The following is a 15,870-nucleotide window of genomic DNA, read 5'->3' as shown; positions in this document are numbered from 1 at the left end:
GACCGGTCTATCTGATGCAGCGTCAGTTGGGGAGGGGGCGGACGTCGGTACGCGCGCCTCCCGTCCACCCGGCGGACAGGTAGGTGCCCTGTGCACCTTTCGTGGTTAGGCTGCGCGCACCCGCCTCCCGAAGGAGCTCCCGTGCCCGCTCCCGCCACCGCCCTGCCGCTGCCCGCCTTCGCCGCCAGGACCGCCTCGGTGGGGGGTTCGCCCATCCGCGACATCCTCTCCCTCACCGACCGCCCCGAGGTGGTCTCCTTCGCCGGCGGCTACCCGGCGCCCGGGCTCTTCGACACCGCCGGTCTGCGCGCGGCCTTCGACGCGACCCTCTGCGATCGCACCTCCGCCGCGCGGGCCCTGCAGTACTCGACCACCGAGGGCGTGCCGGAGTTCCGCGCCGCGATCGCCGCGCGGGTCACCGCCCGCGGGCTGGAGACCACCGCCGACCAGGTGTGCGTCACCACCGGTTCCCAGCAGGCGCTCTCCCTGCTCGCCGACGCCCTCCTGGACCCGGGCGACGTGGTCCTGGTGGAGAACCCGACCTACCTGGCGGCGCTCCAGGGCTTCGGCCTGGCCGGCGCGCGGGTCGTGCCCCTCCCCTGCGACGAGGACGGCCTCCTCCCGGACGCCCTGGAGGAGATCGTCCGGCGCGAGCGGCCCAAGCTGCTGTACACGATCCCCACCTTCCAGAACCCGACGGGCCGCACCCTCCCCGGAGCCCGCCGCAAGGCCGTCGCGGAAGTCGCCGGGCGGCTCGGATTGTGGCTGGTGGAGGACGACCCGTACGGGGAACTCCGCTACGAGGGGTCCCACGAGCCGTGGCTCGCCGCGCATCCCGGGGCGGAGGACCGTACCGCCCTGCTCGGCAGCTTCTCCAAGGTCATGGCGCCCGGCCTGCGGTTGGGGTGGCTCCGCGCCCCTGCGGCCCTGCTGCGGGCCGTGGTGGTCGCCAAGCAGGCGGCCGACCTGCACACCTCGACGGTGAACCAGTTGGCCGCGACCCACTACCTGGCCTCGGTGGACCTGGACGCCCACGTCGCCGCGGTCCGCGAGGCCTACCGCGTCCGCCGGGACGCGCTGATCGCCGGCCTGCCCGAGGCGCTCCCGCCGGGCTCGGAGTGGAACCGGCCGGAAGGCGGCATGTTCGTCTGGGTCCGGCTGCCGGCCGGGTACGACGCGACGGCCCGCCTCACCTCCGCCGTCGCACGCGACGTGGCCTACGTCCCCGGGGCGCCCTTCCACACCGGCACCCCGGACCACCGCACCCTGCGACTGTCCTTCGTCACGCACACCCCGTCCGAGATCACCGAGGGCCTGCGCCGGCTGGGCCGCGCCCTGCGTTAGCCCCCCGGCTCCACGTTCAGCAGCTCCACGCTCAGCCGTAGAACTTCTCGATCTCGGCGGCGTACCGCTCGGCCACCACCGCCCGCCGCAGTTTCAGGGTCGGCGTCAAGGTGCCCGCCTCGACCGAGAAGTCCTCGGGGAGCAGGCGGAAGGCCCGCACCCGGGCCGGGCGGGAGACGCCGGCGTTGGCCTCCTCGACGGCCCGCGCCCCCAGCGCCCGTACCGCCGGGTGCTCCTCCGGCCGGCCCAGGGCGTCCGGGGCGATGCCCTCCCGGGCCGCCCAGGCCGCGACCTCGTCCGCGTCCAGGGTGATCAGGGCCACGGGATGGGGGCGGCGGTCCCCGATCAACACCGCGCGCGAGACGTACCGCGAGGCCTGGAGAGCGAACTCGACTTAGGTCGGGGTGATGTTCTTCCCAGGGTTCCTACGCCCCCGAGTTGCGGGTGAAGGGCACGGCGACCGGCGGTGTCCCGGCCGACCTGATGAAGGTGGCCGACTTCAACAACGGCTCCTACGGCTCCGGCCTGATCTTCATGGCCGCCGCCGGGCAGGACGGCGCCTTCCCCTAGCTGAAGCTCGATTCCTACCTCAACCCGGCGGGCAAGGCCCTAATCGACGGCCTGCGCGAGGGCTGTATCGCCATCGACGCCATCGCCGGCTCCTTCATGCGGATCTCCGACCTGACCACCCGCGACCCGCTCGCCCAGCCCGACTGGCGGGCCCGGCTCGGCCAGAGCAGGCTCGGCGGGACCGCCCCGGCCGCGCCCGTGTACCAGTACCACGCGCTCGGCGACGAGTTGATCCCGTACGCCGTCGGCCGCGAGCTGCGTCCGAGTGGTGCGCGCGGGGCGCGGACGTCGAGTTCGACACCGTATGGGTCGGTGAGCACGTCAGCGGGTCATCACCCACTCCCTGGAGGCGGGCAACTAGCTCGCGGACCGTTTCGCGGGCCGCACCACCCACCCCAACTGCTAGGCGTACGGAACCGTCCGCCCCGCCGGTGCGCGCCACTCGCGCCGCTCCGCACCGGCGGGGCAGCGCCGCGACCGCATGGGGCGCCGCCCCGGACGGGCCGCCGGCGTCGGGGCGCCGGACAGGTTACCGCCCCCGATAGAGCGCGTCGATCTCCGACGCGAACTCCCGCACGATGACCCCCCGCCTCAGCTTCAACGACGGCGTCACCTGCCCCCGCTCCTCCGTGAACTCCCCCGCGAGCAGCGCGAACCGGCGGATCGACTCCGCCCGCGACACCAACGCGTTCGCCTCGTCCACGCCCCTCTGCACGTCCGCCCGCAGTTCCTCGTCCTCCAGCAGTTCCCCGACCGGCACCCCGACCTTCTTGTGTATCTGCCTCCAGTGCGCCAACCCCTCCCCGTCCAGGGTGATCAGCGCGGCGACGTACGGCCGGTTGTCGCCGACCACCAGGCACTGGGCCACCAAGGGGTGCGCCCGCAACGCGTCCTCAAGGACCGCCGGGGCGACGTTCTTGCCCCCGGAGGTGATGATCATGTCCTTCTTGCGGCCGGTGATCGTCAGGTACCCGTCCGCGTCCAGCTCCCCGATGTCGCCGGTCGCGAACCAGCCGCCCGGCTCCACCGCCCCGCCGTTCCAGTAGCCCGCGAAGACGTGCGGCCCGTACAGCAGCACCTCCCCGTCGTCCGCGATCCGTACCGCCGTTCCCGGCAGCGGCCACCCGACCGTGCCCAGCCTCGGCTTCAGCGGGGGCGTAACGGTCGCGGCCGCCGTCGTCTCCGTCAGGCCGTAGCCCTCGAAGACCTCCACGCCGGCGCCGGTGTAGAAGGCCGACAGCCTCGCCCCCAGCGGCGATCCGCCGCTGAGGACGTACCGCACGCGTCCGCCCAGCGCCGCCCGGATGCGCCGGTACACGAGCGGGTCGTACAGGGCCCGCGCCGCCCGCAGCCCCCACCCCGACCCGCCGCTCTCCCCGTATTTCCGGGCGATCCTCGCCGCCCGGTCGAAGGACGCCGCCCGGCCCATCTGCTCCGCCGTCGCCCGCGCGGTGTTGTAGACCTTCTCCAGGACGTACGGGATGGCCAGCAGGAACGTCGGTCTGAACCCGGCCAGGTCCGCCAGCAGGTCCTCCGTACGGATGCTCGGCGCGTGGCCCAGCCTCACCCGCGCCCGCATGCATCCCACGGCGACCATCCGCCCGAAGACGTGCGACAGCGGGAGGAACAGCAGGGTGGAGGCGGGTTCGTCGCCGCCCGCGCGGAACACCGGGTGCAACAGCTCCACCGCGTTGTCCACCTCCGCGAAGAAGTTCGCGTGCGTCAGCACGCACCCCTTCGGCCGTCCGGTGGTCCCGGACGTGTAGACGAGGGTCGCGACGTCCTGTGGCGTACGGACCCGCCTGCGCTCGTGCACCAGCGCCTCCGGGATGCGCTCCCCGGCCTTGACGAGCCGTGCCACGGCACCCGTGTCGAACTCCCACAGGTGGGCGAGGCCGGGCAGGTTCACCCGTTCGGCGCTGATGATGCGGGCCTGCGTGGTGTCCTCGACGGCGCAGGCCACCGCCCCCGAGTCATGGATGATCCACCGGGCCTGGGCCGCAGAGGAGGTCGGGTAGATCGGCACGGTGACCAATCCGGCCGCCCAGCCCGCGAAGTCCAGGAGGGTCCACTCGTAGGTGGTGCGCGCCATGATGGCGAGCCGGTCCCCCGCGCGCAGTCCCTCGGCGATCAGCCCCTTGGCTACGGCCAGCACCTGGGCCGCGAATTCGGCGGCGCTCACGTCACGCCAGGTGCCGTCCGGCTCTTTGCGCGCGAGTACGGCCTCGCCGGGCGCATGGGCCGCGTTGTCGAACGGGATGTCTCCGAGCGATCCGCGCACGGGCGGCCGGACGAGCGCGGGCACCGCGACCTGCCGCACCACCCCGTCGATCACGGTCTTGACGGGCTCGACCAGTCTCGGCGCGGCCGGTCTGGGCGCGGCCTGCTTCGGCTCGGGATGCACGGGCGTTCTCCTCGGCTCGACTCCGGAGTTACCGCCGGTAATCTACGCGTGAGTAATAGCTGCCGGCCACCCCCTGAACAGGCCCTGACCACCGCGAACACGACTCCTCCACCGGGCGCGCACGCAGGTCACGCACCTGGGAGGGGGCGCAGGCCGACGCGTGCGCCGCCCCTGCGGACCTGTCGACCGGGAGCCGCTTCGCCCTACGCGGCGGCGGCGGCGGTGACCCTACAGTCGCGGCAGTGGCCCGGTTCCTGGGCGCGGAAGGCGCGTTCGCAGCCGTCGCAGTTCTGCAACGGGTCGGGGCGGGGGCCGTTCGACTGCTCGGGCGGGACCGCGGGGAGGGGCGGCGGGAGCATCGCGGTGAGCCGGTAGGCCAGGACGGACGCAGGGTGGCGCATGTGGTCCGGGAGTTCGGCGATCAACTTCCGCGCGATGACTTCGGGGGCGATCCCGCGCTCAAGCCAGGCGGAGGTGCCGGGCGCGAGACGCAGGATGTCCCGTTCGGACAGGAGCACTCCGGGATCGAGGGCGCGCAGGCCCGCCAACAGGTCGAGGGCGGCCGGGTGGGGCGGGGTAGCGGCCTGCGGGTTCTGCTCCTCGGCCTCCGGGACGGGCTCTTGGGCCTCGGGGTCCGGCACCCCGGATTCCCATACGGGCTCGGCCACGGGCTCCGGGGCGGGCTCCGGCCCCGGTTCCGGCTCGCGTTCCGTCACGGGGACGGGGACGGGGACGGGCCGCACGCGCCTCTGGCGGGGTGTCGTGGCCTCGTCCGGGTCGGCGCCCGGCTGTTCGTAGTAGTACGTCCGGGTGACCATGCGCCCGCTGTCGAGCCGTACGACCCGCCGCTCGACGTAGCCGAACTCCTCCAACTCCCGCAGTGCGGCGGCCAGCCGGATCTCCCCCTCGGGGAAGCGCGCGGCCAGCGCCTTGATGCCGACGAGCGCGCCGTCCCGCAGCGACTGGATGTACACCGCGACGCCGATGGCCGTGGCGGACAGCCCCGCGTGCTGGGAGAGGTGGTTGCCGACGATCGTGAAGCGGTTGCGGTGACGGGACTTGACGTGAATGACGCCGGACCGGTGATTCCCGGGCGTAACCCGGGCTGCGGCGCGGGGCAGCGCACTAGACTGCGTGAGAGCCATTGGGAAGCCGTTTACTTCCTAGTTGGTCAGGCCCTCGCCCGGGATGCCAGTCCCGGCGGGGGCCGTCTCATGTCTGAGGTTGTCGGCATGAGCATATGCCAGGCAACCCGCACCAAATCCAGCCCAGTTGGCACAGTTCACCCATCCGAGCGATGGGAGGCCGGGAGGGTTGGTCGGGGGTCATTCACCCTCTTCGTCATTGGTAGTACAGGGACTAACGCCACCGGGTCCCGGTCCACGACGACCCGGTGAACCACCCCCGCTCCCCTGTCGACATTTACCCCCAAACCACCCCACCGACCTGCCCCCCGGTCGGCACCGCGCCCCTTACCAGACCCGCCCCGGCACGGGGGGCGTCAGGGGGCGGTGGCCGCCAGGAGGTCGATGACGATCTCCGCACCCAAGGCGTACGCCGGGACGCCCGAGGTGATGAGGGCCGTCTCGGCGACTCCGATGAGGTCGGCGACGGTGGCGCCGGCGTGGAGGGCGCCCTGGGCGTGGATGCGGGCGGGGTGTTCCCGCCCCAGGGAAAGGAGTTGACCGAAGTGGACGAGTTGCTGCACGCGCGCGCCCAGCGGGTTGTCGGTCAGCACGATGTGCCGCAGCGCCGCGAGTGCCTCCTCGGTGGGCAGCCGGTCGAAGTCCCGCGCCAGGCGCAGTCGGTCCTGCACACCGCCCGGAACGCCCCCGAGGGTGGAGCGGTAACGGGCGCGCACCGCCTCGGTGCGCCGGGCGAGGGCATCGTCGCCCGGCGCGCCGTAGCCCGTCGCGCCGTCGCCCGTCGTGTCGTCGCCCGTCGTGTCGTCGGCCGTCGCGTCGGCGGTCATGAGGCGACCCGGGCGATCGAGGCGCGTACGGCGGCCAGGGCGCCCTCGGGGAAGTCCACGGCCCCGCCGATCGCCGCCGCCGCGAGCTCCGCCTCGGCGCTCTCCTCGATGGCCACCACCAGGTGGGCGGTGGCCGCCGAGTCCGACCCGAACACGATGAGGCCGTGGTTGGCCAGCAGGGCCGCCGAGGTCGTGGGGCGCCGTTCCAGTACGTCGACCATGCCGCGCACGGATACGTCGGACCCGCGCGGCCCCCACGGCACCACCGGAACCTCCTCGGGCTGCCCGAAGCGCAGCATGGGCTCGGTCCGGCACGGCAGCGGCCGGTGCGCGACGGCGAAGGCCGTCGCGGAGGGCGAGTGGGTGTGGATGACAGCGCCCACCTGCGGGCGGGCCCGGTAGACGGCACTGTGCATGGAGATGATCTCAGTGCTGACCGACCGCAGTTCGCCCTCCAGGATCTCGCCGTCGAGGCTGACGGTCGCCAGGTCCTCGGGCCGCAGCCCGCGGACGAATCCCGGCGTCAGCAGGAAGCTGTCGGCGTCGAGCCGGGCGCTGAGGTTGGCGTGCCCCGAGTGGGACATCACCCCCGCCGCGAAGAGCGTCTCCGCCGCCGCGACCAGCTCGTCAGCCCGCTCGTTCGCCGCCTGTGTGGTTGCCATCCGGCACCTCCGAAGTCCGCTGCCGGCGGCTCTCGATCGCCGCCGTGCCCGCACACCCCACTCTTCAACTTAAACTCAGGTTCAAGTCAAGCGGTCGAAGGGCCGGACCGAGCCGGAACGGGAGGAGTGGCTACGTGCGCATGACCATCGGACAGCTCGCGGAGATCACCGGAGTGCCGGCGTCGGCCATCCGGTTCTGGGAACGCCACGGCCTGCTGCCCACGCCCGAGCGCCAGAGCGGGCAGCGGCGCTACCCGCCGGAGGCCGCGCAACGGATCGTGGTGCTGCGCAAGTGCCAGCAGGCCGGGCTGACCCTGTCGGAGATCGGCGAGTTCCAGGAGGACCAACCGCGCAGGCAGGCGATGATCCGCGCCAAGATCGCCGAGGTCGAGCAGCGCATGATCGACCTCGACCACGCCCATCAGCTCTTGGTCCACGCCTTGCAGTGCGGCGAGGAGGACATCGTCAGCTGCCCCAAGTTCCGCGAGCAGATGGCCGCCTGGGAGACGCAGTCGCCTTAGCCCCGGCCCACGAGACCTCCGCCCACACCACCTTCCCGGGCGCGGGCCCTTCCCGTACGCCCCACCGGTCGGCGTACGCGTCGACCAGCACCAGCCCCCGCCCGGGGGCGCGCAGCTCGGGCAGCCGGTCACCCGCGTGTCGGCCACCTCGATCCGCAAGAGCCCCGGACGCGCGACCAGCTCCAGCCGGAACCCCCGCCCCGGCACCCGGCCGTGGGTGACGGCGTTCGCGGCGAGCTCGGCCACGATGGCGCGGGGCGCGTCCAAGGGCAGCCCCCAACCGCGCAGTTGCTCGACGGCCAGCAGCCGGGCGAGGCGCGCCCCTCGGGGGGTTGAGGACAGGAGGACGTCATAGTGCCGGGCGTCGAGCGCGGTTCCGGCGAGTTCGCTGTTCACCTCACAGAGCGTGGCGGTGCGTGCGTAGCGTGAGAAGGCACAACGCCCTTGCGTCCGGGGTTTGTCCGGACGTTGTCCGGTGCTGTCCGGTCGGTCCGGACCGTTGCCCCGGGTAGGGGGCGTTGAGGACATCGGCTCGTCGGCGGTAGTGCGCATGGGCGTGGACAGTGACGGTACGGAAGACGCCGGCTGGGACGTCGATCCCGAGGACGAACAGGGGGTCGCGGTCCTGTCCGCGCTGGGCCGCCAGCTCCGTACCTGGCGGGAGCAGGCGGGGAAGCGGGCCTCGGACCTGGGCGTGGAGATCGGGTACGGGGAGGACCTGGTCCGCAAGGTCGAGTCGGGCAAGCGCATCCCGCGCCCGGAGTACCTGGACAAGGCGGACGAGGCGTTGGGGGCGTGCGGGAAGATCCGCGCGATGAAGCCGGAACGGAGCAGGTCCGGTACCCGAAGAAGGTGCGGGACCTGGCGAAGCTGGAGGCCCGGGCGGTGGAGCTGTCGGCCTACGGCAACCACAACCTGCACGGTCTGCTCCAGACCGACGGCTACGCACGGGCGCTGTTCGAGATGGCGCAACCTCCTCAGTCACACGAAGAAGTAGAGCGAGGCATGGCGGGGCGTTTGGCACGCCAGTCGATCTTCGAGCGCGTGCCGGCGCCTGCGCTCAGCTTCGTCCAAGAAGAGGTAACCCTTCGGCGCACCATCGGAGGCACAATGGTTCTGCGTAGGCAGCTTGAACGCCTACTGGAATTAGCTCAGTTGCGGAACGTCACGATTCAGGTGATGCCTACCAACTGCGATGACCACGCCGGGATGGGGGGCCTGATCCAGGTGCTGAAGTTCGGTGACGGTACGGCGGTCGGACGCTCTGAAGGCGTGTTCAACGGCCGCCCGGTATCCGAGCCGCGGCAGCTTCAGATCTTGGAGCTGCGCTATGGCATGATCCGGGCGCAGGCTCTCTCACCACGGGCATCCCGGGCCTTCATCGAGCAATTGCTGCGAGAAATATGATCCCCAAGTCCGAGCTGCAATGGTTCAAGAGCAGCTACAGCGACAGCAGTGACATCAACGACTGCGTCGAGGTCGCCGCCACCCCCGCCGCCGTCCTCGTCCGGGACTCCAAGGACACCGACATCCCCCACCTCGCCTTCGGCCCCGCCGCCTGGGCGGGGTTCGTGGCCTTCGCACGCTGAGCCGGACGGCGCGGCGCGAGGTCGTCGACCTGCCCGAGGACCAGGGGTGTCTGCGGTGGGTGCTCGGGGTGCCGCTCGGGCTCGTCTACCTGGCGGCGGCGTACTTCTGCGGGATCGCCCTGCTCATGCGGCCCGACGGGCCCCACGACGACCACACCCGCGCCGACATCGAGGCGTGCACCGTCGCGGCGCTGTGCGTCAGCCTGCTCGGGCTGCTGCTCTCGCTCCTCCCGGTGTACCGCCGCACCATGAGCCGGTGGTGGTACCTCGTGCCTCTCGCGCTCGGCCTCGTCGCCTACGTCCGGGCGCTCACCGCCTGAGCCGCACCGCGGTCTCGGCCACTTTCTCGGCCACGGCGAACACCGCGGCCCCCCGCCCTATGGGGCGGGGGGCCGCGGTGTTCGTGCGTACGGGGCGTCAGGCGGCGACGGCCACCGGGGTGCGGGCCGGGTCTTCCGGCGTCACTTCTTCGAGCGGGGAGGACGAGGCGGCCGCGTAGGCCTTCTTGTCCAGGATTCCCTCGCGCGCCGAGACGATGACCGGGACGACGGCCTGGCCGGCCACGTTGGTGGCGGTGCGCATCATGTCCAGGATCGGGTCGATCGCCATCAGCAGGCCCACGCCCTCCAGCGGCAGGCCGAGCGTGGAGAGGGTCAGCGTCAGCATGACCGTGGCGCCGGTCAGACCCGCCGTGGCGGCGGAACCGACCACCGACACGAACGCGATGAGCAGGTACTCCTTGATGCCCAGCTGGACGTCGAAGATCTGCGCGATGAAGATCGCCGCGAGCGCCGGGTAGATCGCGGCGCAGCCGTCCATCTTGGTCGTGGCGCCGAACGGGACGGCGAAGGAGGCGTACTCCCTGGGGACGCCGAGGCGTTCGGTGACCTTCTGGGTGACCGGCATGGTGCCGACCGAGGAGCGGGAGACGAAGGCCAGCTGGATGGCCGGCCAGGCGCCCTTGAAGAACTGGAGCGGGTTGACCTTGGCGACCGTCGCGAGGAGCAACGGGTACACGCCGAACATCACCAGGGCGGAGCCGATGTAGACGTCCGCGGTGAAGGTCGCGTACTTGCCGATCAGGTCCCAGCCGTACGTGGCGATCGCGGTGCCGATGAGCCCGACGGTGCCGATGGGCGCGAGGCGGATGACCCACCACAGGGCCTTCTGGAGCAGCTCCAGAACGGACTCGGCGAGGGTGAGGACCGGCTGCGCCTTGCTGCCGAGCTTGAGGGCGGCGATACCGGCGACGGCGGCGAGGAAGACGATCTGGAGGACGTTCAGCTCGGTGAACGGCGTGATGATGTCCTTCGGCACGATGCCGGTCAGGAAGTCGATCCACGAACCGTGGTGCTTGGGCAGCTTGCCGTCCTGCGGGGTAAGCCCGGTACCGGCGCCCGGGTTGGTCAGCAGGCCGATGGCGAGGCCGATGCCGACCGCGATCAGCGAGGTGATCATGAACCAGAGCAGGGTGCGGGAGGCCAGGCGCGCGGCGTTGTTCACCTTCCGCAGGTTGGTGATGGACACCAGGATCGCGAAGAAGACGAGGGGGGCGACGGCCAGCTTGAGCAGCTGGATGAAGATGTCGCCGATTTTCTCCAGGGTGGTGCCCAGCCAGCTGATGTCCTGGCTCTTGGCGAGCCAGCCGAACAGCACGCCGAGCGCGAGACCGGTGACGATCTGGGCCCAGAACGGGAACTTGAACGAGGCCTTGGCGGCGGGGGCCGGGGCCTGGGGGGTGGCGGACACGGACACTCTCCGGGGGTGACGCGTAGAGGACGACGCGTGAAGTCGTGGGGATCGGGGACGCGCAGGGACGGGGCGAAAGGTTCCTGCGGCGGTGTGACAACGCGGTGGGGACACGGTGCGGCAGCACCCGGAAGGTGCCAGGCCGGCCGGGACCGTTGCTGGGTCGGTCGGGGCGACGGCGACGTCGACCGTGACGACGTCTACCGCGACGGCGTCAGCGACAACAGCAACAGGCCGCGGACACGCGGCGGCAGAGGTCGACGTGCAGGCGCGCCACGAGCGGAACGCTCGCGGTCATCTGGTGCGCAACTGTGGTCAACATGTTGAACACGCTAACACTTCTCCTTTGAGAATCTCAAAGGCGCCCTTTGAGCCAAGGTGGCGGCCATGGCCGTGCCGGTACGCACGAACGCCCCAGCGGCACGGGTGGTGTTCCCGTCGCTGGGGCGTTCGCGGATGCGTTTGGATGTGTGATGAAGCTAACCGGGCCGGGCCCGGGGGCGCGCTAGCCGACGCGGGCGGCGTCGTCGGCGGCGTCCTCCTGGCCACGGTTCTCGGCGAGCTTCTGCTTCGCACCCGCGACGCGTCCGGAGATCTGCGCGGACATCTCGTCGCGCTGCTTGCGCAGGAGCACGAAGGACAGCGGGGCGGAGAGGACGAGGGCGAGGAGCACGATCCAGGCGAAGTTCGCGTCGCCCAACGCGGAGGGCACCCAGCCCAGGCGGACGAATACGGCGACGAGCACCAGACACCCGACGAAGATGCTCAGGCGCATCGCGGTGTAGCGGATCGTCGCGCTCGGCTTGAGGGACACGGTGACCCCTTCTCTCTCGTCTTCGTACGGCGGCACGTGCCCATCCAGTGAAGCACGCCGCGGCCCGGCTCCGGTCCGCCGGGGTCGCCGGCCCCGCGCCCCTCCGCCGTCAGTGCAGCGGGAGCAGCATCGTGATGTCGTCGCGGTCGTCACCGGGGCCGACGCGGATGGCGTCGGGGACGCGGCCGACCTCCTTGTAGCCGCAGGCGGCGTAGAAGTGCTCCAAGCCGAGGCCGCCGCGGCAGCTCAGGCGGACGGCCTCGATGCCGTCCAGGGCGCGGGCGGCGTCGGCGACGGCCGCCATCAGGGCGCGGCCGGCGCCCCGGCCCTGGAGGTCGGGGGCGACCATCACGGTGTAGGCCATGACCCAGTGCCGCATGAGCCGGTGTTGGTTGAGGGCGAGGACGGCGGCGGCGACGACCCGGCCCTCCCCGTCGTGGCCCACGATCAGACGGTGGCTTCCCTCCGCCATCGCCACGAGGTGCTTGACCAGCGCGGGCCGCACGTCCTCGGCGGTGACGGGCGGGACGAAGCCGACCGCGCCACCCGCGTTGCTGACCTCCGTCCAGAGGTCGAGGAGTCCGTCGCGCAGGGCCGGATCGACGACGGGGTCCAGGGTGAAAGTAAGGATCATACCCGAAGAGTATCTATTACCTATGTGGCTCGGCAACCATTTTCCCCGCCTTCGCCTTCGCCTTCGCTTCCGCCTTCGCCTCCGCCTCCCCGGAACGGCGCGAGCCCCGGTCCACCAGGACCGGGGCTCGCCTCCGTCGTGCGGCGCGCGGAGCGTCAGACGCGCATCGCCTGCGGCGACTCGCGCAGGTCCGCTTCCGGGCCGGGGTACTCGCGGATGATCTCGTACCGCGTGTTGCGCTCGACCGGGCGGAAACCGGCTTCCCGGATGAGCTCCAGGAGGTCGTCACGGCCCAGCTTGTTCGGGGTGCCGTAGTTGTCGGCGTCGTGCGTGATCTTGTACTCGACGACCGAGCCGTCCATGTCGTCGGCGCCGTGCTGGAGCGCGAGTTGGGCGGTCTGCACGCCGTGCATCACCCAGAAGACCTTCACGTGCGGCACGTTGTCGAAGAGGAGCCGGGAGACGGCGAAGGTCTTGAGCGCCTCGGCCCCGGTCGCCATCGTCGTGCGCGCCTGGAGCTTGTTGCGGACCTTGCCGTCCTGCATGTCCACGAAGTCGTGCTGGTAGCGCAGCGGGATGAAGACCTGGAAGCCGCCGGTCTCGTCCTGGAGCTCGCGCAGCCGCAGCACGTGGTCCACGCGGTGGCGCGGCTCCTCGATGTGCCCGTAGAGCATGGTCGAGGGGGTCTTGAGGCCCTTGGAGTGCGCCAGGCGGTGGATGCGCGACCAGTCTTCCCAGTGGGTGCGGTGGTCCACGATGTGCCGGCGGACCTCCCAGTCGAAGATCTCGGCGCCGCCGCCGGTCAGCGACTCCAGGCCGGCCTCGATCAGCTCGTCCAGGATGTCGGAGGCCGACATGCCGGAGATCGTCTCGAAGTGGTGGATCTCGGTGGCCGTGAACGCCTTCAGCGAGACGTTCGGCAGCGCCTCCTTGAGGGCGGAGAGCGAGCGCGGGTAGTAGCGCCACGGCAGGGTCGGGTGCAGGCCGTTGACGATGTGCAGCTCGGTGAGGTTCTCGTTCTCCATGGCCTTGGCCAGGCGGACGGCCTCCTCGATGCGCATCGTGTACGCGTCCTTCTCGCCCGGCTTGCGCTGGAACGAGCAGTACGCGCAGGACGCGGTGCACACGTTGGTCATGTTGAGGTGACGGTTGACGTTGAAGTGGACGACGTCACCGTTCTTGCGCGTGCGCACCTCGTGGGCGAGGCCGCCCAGCCAGGCCAGGTCGTCGGACTCGTAGAGGGCGATGCCGTCCTCACGGGTCAGCCGCTCGCCGGAACGGACCTTCTCCTCCAGCTCACGCTTGAGCCCAGCGTCCATGCCGGTCCTCTCCTCTGCCTGTCCTGATCTGTCCTGCACTGCCCGTGCCCTGCGCGTTGCCGCCTCGACCCGTGGTCCGGGTGGCCGCAACCGCCACCCACCGTACTCTCAGCCCTCCTCGGGCAGTTCCCCGACCCGGTTCTCCCACTTCGTGGAGAGCACGATGGTGGTGCGGGTGCGCGAGACGCCCTTGGTGCCGGAGAGCCTACGGATGATCTTCTCCAGGCCGTCCACGTCGCTGGCGCGCACCTTCAACATGAAGGAGTCGTCGCCGGCGATGAACCAGCAGTCCTCGATCTCGGCGAGGTCGCGCAGCCGGCGGGCCACGTCTTCGTGGTCGGCGGCGTCGGAGAGCGAGATGCCGATCAGCGCCGTTACGCCGAGACCGAGCGAGGCCGCGTCCACGGTCGCGCGGTAGCCCGTGATCACGCCCGCCGTCTCCAGACGGTTGATGCGGTCGGTGACGCTGGGGCCGGAGAGGCCCACGAGACGGCCCAGCTCCGCGTACGAGGCACGGCCGTTTTCCCGGAGTGCCTGGATGAGCTGCCTGTCCACCGTGTCCATTACGTGGAGCCTTCCATTATTCGGCGATTCTGCGAGTCTAGGTATAGAATCTAAGGCACACAGGGGTCAACTCCCTGTGAAAACTTGCAACAGATCAAAGACGATCTTCAGGAGTGGTTCACCGTGTACACGATCGAGATGGCCTACGCGCACATGCGACAGCTTCAGGAGCTGGCCAACCGATCCCGCACCGACCAGCCGTCCGCCGCGCACCGCGTCGACAAGATGCGCAAGCCGCGCACCGACAAGAAGCGCTAAGCACCGCTCGCCTCCCGGGGAGCACGGGAACGTCCGAGCTCCCCCTCCCACCTGCGGTACAGCCGGTGCGGCACACCCGCCGCATCGAGCACCCGCCCCGCGACGAAGTCCACCAGATCCTGGATGTGCGTCGCACCCGCGTAGAACGCCGGAGAGGCGGGCAGCACGACCGCGCCCGCCTCGTCCAGCGCCACCAAGTGCTTCAAGGTCTGACCGTTCAGCGGAGTCTCCCGCACCGCGACCACCAGCCGGCGCCGCTCCTTGAGCGTCACGCTCGCGACGCGCTGGAGCAGGTCCTTCGAAAGTCCCAGCGCCACGCCCGCGACGCACGCCGTGGACGCGGGCACGATCAGCATCCCCTTCACCGGGTACGAACCCGAACTCGGCCCGGCGGCCAGGTCCCCCGCACCCCAGTGGCGCACGTCGTCCAGCGCGGGCGTCGCGAAACTGCCCGGCTTGCCGTCCGCGCCGCGTTCCAGCCACCGGGCGAGGTCCTCGCGCCAGTGCGCGTCACGGAACGCGATGCCGGTCTCGTCCAGCAGGGTGAGGCGCGACGCCCGGCTCACCACCAGGTCGACGCTTTCGCCCGCCGCGAGAAGCCCCCGGAGCACCGCCCCCGCGTACGGCGTCCCGGACGCCCCGGAAACCCCGACCACCCACGGGGTGCGCTTGCCGTCAGTCATGACTCCGAGACTATCCGGCCACCGCGAGCGGGCACGGAGTAAGGTGCCCGGACGTTCAAGGGGTGGACACGAAAGACGGGGGGCGTTCGCCGTGGAGCAGGTGCGCGCGGGGCGGGAAGGGCATGCGGAGCGGGCCGTACGGCCGGGCGGGGAATGGGGCCGTGCCGACCGGGCCAAGGCCGCCGCGAAGCTGATGCTGGGCTGGGTCGCGCTGCTGTGGGTGATCGAGGCCGTGGACTACGCCACCGGGCACGCGCTGGACGCGTACGGGATCACCGCCCGCGAGAGCGACGGCCTGGGCGGGATACCGCTGGCCCCGTTCCTGCACTTCGGCTTCGACCACGTGGCGTCCAACAGTCTCCCGCTGCTGGTGCTGGGCTTCGTCGCCGCCCTCGGCGGGATACGCCGCTTCCTCGCGGTGTCGGCGGTGATCATCCTGGCCGACGGCTTCGCGGTGTGGCTGACGTCCCCTTCGCACTCCGTCACCGCCGGCGCGTCGGGCCTGATCTTCGGACTCTTCGGGTACTTGCTGGTGCGCGGCTTCGTGGAACGCCGACCGCTGGGGGTGGTGGTCGGGCTCGCCATCGCCGCCGTCTGGGGCACCACGTTCCTGTCGGGCGTCCTGCCCACCGATTCGATGATCAGCTGGCAGGGGCACCTCTTCGGACTCCTCGCGGGCGTGGCGACGGCGTTCCTCTTCCGCCGCCCGGAGCGACCGGCCCTGGCCGTCTGACGGGCAGCCCGTACCTGGCCGTCTGACGGGCTGACGAGCTGACGAGCTGACGAG

At 71.2% G+C, this 15,870-nt stretch carries 17 protein-coding genes and 3 pseudogenes; 8 read left to right on the top strand and 12 right to left on the bottom strand.

Features of this window, described 5'->3' with window-relative positions:
* Positions 1-141 precede the first annotated feature (141 nt).
* Positions 142-1,344 (top strand): aminotransferase-like domain-containing protein, encoded by a 1,203-nt coding sequence (locus ACV7NM_RS18700; RefSeq protein WP_463411334.1) that lies wholly within the window; start codon positions 142-144, stop codon positions 1,342-1,344.
* A 31-nt stretch (positions 1,345-1,375) separates the two neighbouring features.
* Here ACV7NM_RS18700 and ACV7NM_RS18695 read toward each other — a convergent pair.
* A pseudogene (locus ACV7NM_RS18695) lies at positions 1,376-1,723 on the bottom strand (AMP-dependent synthetase/ligase); the annotation flags it as partial.
* A 65-nt stretch (positions 1,724-1,788) separates the two neighbouring features.
* On the opposite strand from ACV7NM_RS18695, the gene ACV7NM_RS18690 reads away from it, so the two are divergent.
* Positions 1,789-1,914, top strand: a complete 126-nt coding sequence (locus ACV7NM_RS18690) for a hypothetical protein (protein ID WP_463413976.1) — start codon at positions 1,789-1,791, stop codon at positions 1,912-1,914.
* Between the two features lie 529 nt (positions 1,915-2,443).
* Here the strand turns inward: ACV7NM_RS18690 and ACV7NM_RS18685 are convergent.
* The 4 genes from ACV7NM_RS18685 to ACV7NM_RS18670 all read right to left on the bottom strand — a co-directional run bounded on the left by ACV7NM_RS18685 (position 2,444) and on the right by ACV7NM_RS18670 (position 6,952).
* A complete protein-coding gene (locus tag ACV7NM_RS18685) occupies positions 2,444-4,318 on the bottom strand; it encodes an AMP-dependent synthetase/ligase (protein ID WP_463411333.1) in 1,875 nt (624 codons plus the stop codon).
* A 203-nt stretch (positions 4,319-4,521) separates the two neighbouring features.
* The gene (locus ACV7NM_RS18680) at positions 4,522-5,463 is read right to left on the bottom strand and encodes a helix-turn-helix domain-containing protein (RefSeq protein WP_463411332.1); all 942 of its coding nucleotides are present in this window, start codon (positions 5,461-5,463) and stop codon (positions 4,522-4,524) included.
* A 356-nt stretch (positions 5,464-5,819) separates the two neighbouring features.
* Positions 5,820-6,290 carry a carboxymuconolactone decarboxylase family protein gene (locus tag ACV7NM_RS18675; protein WP_463411331.1) on the bottom strand — a complete coding sequence of 157 codons (471 nt, stop codon included), beginning with the start codon at positions 6,288-6,290 and terminating at the stop codon, positions 5,820-5,822.
* On the bottom strand, positions 6,287-6,952 hold the full coding sequence (locus ACV7NM_RS18670; protein ID WP_463411330.1) for a class II aldolase/adducin family protein: 666 nt from the start codon (positions 6,950-6,952) through the stop codon (positions 6,287-6,289). Before ACV7NM_RS18670 ends, ACV7NM_RS18675 begins: the two co-directional genes overlap by 4 nt.
* A 140-nt stretch (positions 6,953-7,092) precedes the next feature.
* On the opposite strand from ACV7NM_RS18670, the gene ACV7NM_RS18665 reads away from it, so the two are divergent.
* A complete protein-coding gene (locus ACV7NM_RS18665) occupies positions 7,093-7,473 on the top strand; it encodes a MerR family transcriptional regulator (RefSeq protein WP_463411329.1) in 381 nt (126 codons plus the stop codon).
* Here ACV7NM_RS18665 and ACV7NM_RS18660 read toward each other — a convergent pair.
* Positions 7,418-7,869 (bottom strand): annotated as a pseudogene (locus ACV7NM_RS18660) (ATP-binding protein). The gene ACV7NM_RS18665 and the pseudogene ACV7NM_RS18660 overlap by 56 nt on opposite strands.
* Positions 7,870-8,023: 154 nt before the next feature.
* Between ACV7NM_RS18660 and ACV7NM_RS18655 the strand changes: the two are divergent.
* From ACV7NM_RS18655 to ACV7NM_RS18645, 3 genes and pseudogenes are all read left to right on the top strand, one after another.
* A pseudogene (locus tag ACV7NM_RS18655) lies at positions 8,024-8,880 on the top strand (helix-turn-helix domain-containing protein).
* Positions 8,877-9,062, top strand: coding sequence for a DUF397 domain-containing protein (locus ACV7NM_RS18650; protein ID WP_463411328.1), 186 nt, complete (start codon positions 8,877-8,879; stop codon positions 9,060-9,062). Before ACV7NM_RS18655 ends, ACV7NM_RS18650 begins: the two are co-directional and overlap by 4 nt.
* A 59-nt stretch (positions 9,063-9,121) precedes the next feature.
* Positions 9,122-9,382, top strand: a complete 261-nt coding sequence (locus ACV7NM_RS18645; protein WP_463411327.1) for a hypothetical protein — start codon at positions 9,122-9,124, stop codon at positions 9,380-9,382.
* Positions 9,383-9,479: 97 nt separating this feature from the next.
* On the opposite strand, the gene ACV7NM_RS18640 is transcribed toward ACV7NM_RS18645, so the two are convergent.
* The 5 genes from ACV7NM_RS18640 to ACV7NM_RS18620 all read right to left on the bottom strand — a co-directional run bounded on the left by ACV7NM_RS18640 (position 9,480) and on the right by ACV7NM_RS18620 (position 14,142).
* Positions 9,480-10,817, bottom strand: coding sequence for a dicarboxylate/amino acid:cation symporter (locus tag ACV7NM_RS18640; RefSeq protein WP_463411326.1), 1,338 nt, complete (start codon positions 10,815-10,817; stop codon positions 9,480-9,482).
* Between the two features lie 499 nt (positions 10,818-11,316).
* Positions 11,317-11,625, bottom strand: a complete 309-nt coding sequence (locus ACV7NM_RS18635) for a DUF4229 domain-containing protein (RefSeq protein ID WP_463411325.1) — start codon at positions 11,623-11,625, stop codon at positions 11,317-11,319.
* 109 nt (positions 11,626-11,734) lie between these two features.
* A complete protein-coding gene (locus ACV7NM_RS18630; protein WP_463411324.1) occupies positions 11,735-12,259 on the bottom strand; it encodes an N-acetyltransferase family protein in 525 nt (174 codons plus the stop codon).
* Positions 12,260-12,414: 155 nt separating this feature from the next.
* Positions 12,415-13,578, bottom strand: coding sequence for an aminofutalosine synthase MqnE (gene mqnE / locus ACV7NM_RS18625; protein ID WP_463411323.1), 1,164 nt, complete (start codon positions 13,576-13,578; stop codon positions 12,415-12,417).
* A gap of 108 nt (positions 13,579-13,686) precedes the next feature.
* A complete protein-coding gene (locus ACV7NM_RS18620; RefSeq protein ID WP_073913168.1) occupies positions 13,687-14,142 on the bottom strand; it encodes an Lrp/AsnC family transcriptional regulator in 456 nt (151 codons plus the stop codon).
* 84 nt (positions 14,143-14,226) lie between these two features.
* Between ACV7NM_RS18620 and ACV7NM_RS18615 the strand changes: the two genes are divergently transcribed.
* Complete coding sequence (locus tag ACV7NM_RS18615) at positions 14,227-14,400, top strand: hypothetical protein (protein WP_463414159.1); 174 nt, start codon at positions 14,227-14,229, stop codon at positions 14,398-14,400.
* Here ACV7NM_RS18615 and ACV7NM_RS18610 read toward each other — a convergent pair.
* On the bottom strand, positions 14,397-15,083 hold the full coding sequence (locus ACV7NM_RS18610) for a UbiX family flavin prenyltransferase (RefSeq protein WP_463411322.1): 687 nt from the start codon (positions 15,081-15,083) through the stop codon (positions 14,397-14,399). The two genes, ACV7NM_RS18615 and ACV7NM_RS18610, sit on opposite strands and share 4 nt — an antisense overlap.
* 193 nt (positions 15,084-15,276) lie before the next feature.
* Between ACV7NM_RS18610 and ACV7NM_RS18605 the strand changes: the two genes are divergently transcribed.
* The gene (locus ACV7NM_RS18605; RefSeq protein ID WP_463413975.1) at positions 15,277-15,816 is read left to right on the top strand and encodes a rhomboid family intramembrane serine protease; all 540 of its coding nucleotides are present in this window, start codon (positions 15,277-15,279) and stop codon (positions 15,814-15,816) included.
* The last annotated feature ends 54 nt before the right edge of the window (positions 15,817-15,870 follow it).

This window comes from Streptomyces sp. Tek67B01, assembly GCF_055231995.1.
Note: the sequence above shows the minus strand (reverse complement) of the source record. Positions and strands in the feature narration are given on the sequence as shown.